The 2,980-nt window shown below is 42.3% G+C and carries 3 protein-coding genes; 1 reads left to right on the top strand and 2 read right to left on the bottom strand.

Going from position 1 to position 2,980, the window contains the following annotated elements; genetic code table 11:
- Both H6S82_RS26985 and H6S82_RS26980 read right to left on the bottom strand, forming a co-directional pair.
- On the bottom strand, positions 1-1,119 hold a 1,119-nt coding region (locus H6S82_RS26985), incomplete at its 3' end, for a cache domain-containing protein (protein WP_191057014.1).
- 115 nt (positions 1,120-1,234) lie between these two features.
- Positions 1,235-1,846: an SET domain-containing protein gene (locus H6S82_RS26980; protein ID WP_190475621.1), complete on the bottom strand. Its 612-nt coding sequence runs from the start codon at positions 1,844-1,846 to the stop codon at positions 1,235-1,237.
- A gap of 105 nt (positions 1,847-1,951) precedes the next feature.
- On the opposite strand from H6S82_RS26980, the gene H6S82_RS26975 reads away from it, so the two are divergent.
- On the top strand, positions 1,952-2,869 hold the full coding sequence (locus H6S82_RS26975; RefSeq protein WP_190475623.1) for a histone deacetylase: 918 nt from the start codon (positions 1,952-1,954) through the stop codon (positions 2,867-2,869).
- The last annotated feature ends 111 nt before the right edge of the window (positions 2,870-2,980 follow it).

Here is a 2,980-nt window from a genome sequence, read left to right as displayed (position 1 = left end):
ACTAGCTTCAGCCAATAAATTACATTCATCCATAATAGGCTGTAGACGTTGATTTAAGCGTTTGACAAATAGAAAAACTACTATAGCCAGCACAATAGATGCACCAAGCGCTGCCAAGAGAGTTCCCCCTACTGTAAATTGCAACAATGGGCCAACAATAACCCACTGAGGCACCGACGCCAGCAATATCCAATTATTATTAGCGATTCTCCTATAAGCCCAATATTCTCTTTTCCCGCCCGCATCTTGCCAAGATATAATACCGCTGTTTTTCTTACCAGTTTGGATATTTTTTTGAATCCGTTGCCAAAGTTGGGAATAATTATTAATTTCTGGAAAAGGTTTCAATTCAAGTGCTAATTCGGGGTTCGGTGGATAAGCGATCAAATTGCCTTTGGAACTCACCAGCGCAAAATATCCTTTATCCCTCATTACTGGGTGTGATAATTTCACGCTGAGAAAACCTAACTCTAAATCTTGAGCCAGTACCCCCAGTAACTCTTTTTTATTGTTGTAAAAAGGTAGTGAATAACTTGTACTGACTGTTTGTTGTGGAGGTTCCACAGTTGTTTCTAAATAAGAAATTGGCTCCAACCAAATAGGCTTACCTGCTTTAATCGGTTCGATAAAATAACTTGCTTTGTAATCATCTGGACTAGATTCTCCCCCCTTAGCAATTACCTTCCCATCATTTTCTCTAATCGCAAAAGGGTAAGCATACTTTCGCTGTGGAATAATTAAACGCTTTTGTGGTGGCTGACCGAAACCCAGTCCAGTTCCTAAAGGGATAGTTTTCAAAGAACGACCGATTAAATTAACATAAACTTGTTCGCGTCGTTCTCCAGCCTCGTAGAGTGTGGTTGCAGATGCTGCAACCAGTTTGGTTGAGTTTTCAAAGCTATTGAAACTGCCTTCTAAGTTTTGAGCATTTACCTCTAGGCTTGCCGTCAATTCCGCTCGTGCCTGTTTCACAAGTTCTTGGTAGAATAAATAAGAAGCACATCCCAATCCCACTAAAGAACCGCCCAAAACTGAAAGAAATAAACGCGAGCCAACCGATTTGGCGATCGAAGTTTTTTGCTGGCGACGAGAGTTTAATTTTTGGGTAGTGTCCTGCATAGTTTTTTCTCCTAGCAGTAGATGCAAACGACGCATAGAGGCAACCTATAAATATGGAATAACTGTCAAAGTTTAGTGTTTGAGTAGTCGTAATTTCTATGTATTTAATTTTATTCTAGCTAACAAACTTTAACTTTTTAGAGCGCTCGTAATAAACGTTAAGGATTGAGTCCATTTCCTCTTTTCCTTCAGCAACTGCATTAACTTTATCGAGATATTTATGATTGATTAAACCTTTTAACGGCTGTTGAACTTGGTTAAAGTAATTCATGGCTTCTACTGCTTTTTTATCCCACTCTGGATAATATTGCAAAATATCATCAGGCATTACCTTTGTTCTTGGACTACCTTTTTCGGGAAAACAATAAAAAGGTTTGTCTAAATTCAAATAACCGTAGTCATCTGTCAATTCCTCGCCCGGATGGATATCCCTGACAGCCAATTCAAATTTGTATGCCGTACCGATACAACTGGAATTAAAGCTATGATTTACAAATTTGCCGATATCCCAGCACAATATATATGTACCTTCATTATCCCGATAACAATACTTGAGCAGTTTTTCTCGCAGAATCGGGTTGAGCGATAATATGTAAGATGGAGAAAACCTTTGATCTAATTCATCTAAAACCCAAGTAATAGTACCTTTGGGAATGAGTTTAGTGGCAAACACGCCGTAGCCTATAATTTTGTTTATATAACGGAGTTCTGTGTGCGGGTGTATCATTTATCCAAAAAACAAGTAAATACTTCTAGTTTTCTCAAGATGAAAAAGCTTAAAATGTCGTGCAGGCAATCAAAACTATAGATAAACCTAGCTTACAAATTGGTAATGGACTTGCCGCTGGTATATCATCCAGATTACATCGCACCGCTGCCAGAGGGGCATCGCTTTCCGATGCGGAAATTTCGGCAACTATACGAACTGCTGTTAACCGATCGCGTTGCCCAGCCAGAACAATTCCACACACCCAAACGTCCACCGCCAGAGTGGATAGAATTAGTTCACACCCCCGATTACATCCAAGCTTACTGTGAAGGAACCCTCGACGCCAAAGCGATTCGGCGGATTGGATTACCTTGGAGTCCAGCACTGGTGAATCGTACTTGTGTGGCTGTAGGCGGTACTATCCTCACAGCCGAGCTGGCATTAACTCGCGGTTTAGCCTGCAATACCGCCGGAGGAACTCATCACGCCTTTCCCAATTATGGCTCCGGTTTTTGTATTTTTAACGATTTAGCTATTGCCGCCCGTCTTCTCCAAAAAATGGAACTTGTCCGCCAAGTCTTGATTGTGGACTTAGACGTTCATCAAGGAGACGGCACAGCTTTTATCTTTCAAAACGACAAAAGCGTCTTTACCTTCTCAATGCACTGCGAAGTTAACTTTCCAGGCACCAAGCAAAAAAGCGATTTGGATGTTTCCTTACCAGTCGGGATGGAAGACGACGCCTACCTGCAAACCCTGGCCCAATATCTGCCGGACTTACTTTCCCAAGTGAAGCCAGATATAGTATTGTACGATGCTGGAGTTGACCCTCATGCAGGCGATCGCTTAGGCAAATTATGCCTCACAGACACCGGCCTATTCCGCCGCGAAATGCAAGTTTTGAGTACCTGCGTCGCCGCCGGCTATCCCGTCGCGTGCGTTATTGGTGGCGGTTATGCAGACGATCTCAACACCCTAGTATATCGCCACTCTTTAGTTCATCGTGCCGCCAGCATTGTGTACCACCAGTACCGACTTTGATGCCAAACTATTGATAGAGGAGTAATCTTTTAGTAGGAGTTAAACTGGACATTTCCGGACATTCCGTGACATAATTTCGGATGACTTGGCTCTTTGACTGGGCGACCCTGG

This window comes from Planktothrix sp. FACHB-1355, from assembly GCF_014748295.1.
GTDB classification, from domain to species: Bacteria; Cyanobacteriota; Cyanobacteriia; order Cyanobacteriales; family Aerosakkonemataceae; genus Aerosakkonema; species Aerosakkonema funiforme_A.
This window is presented reverse-complemented; position numbering and strand designations above follow the sequence as displayed.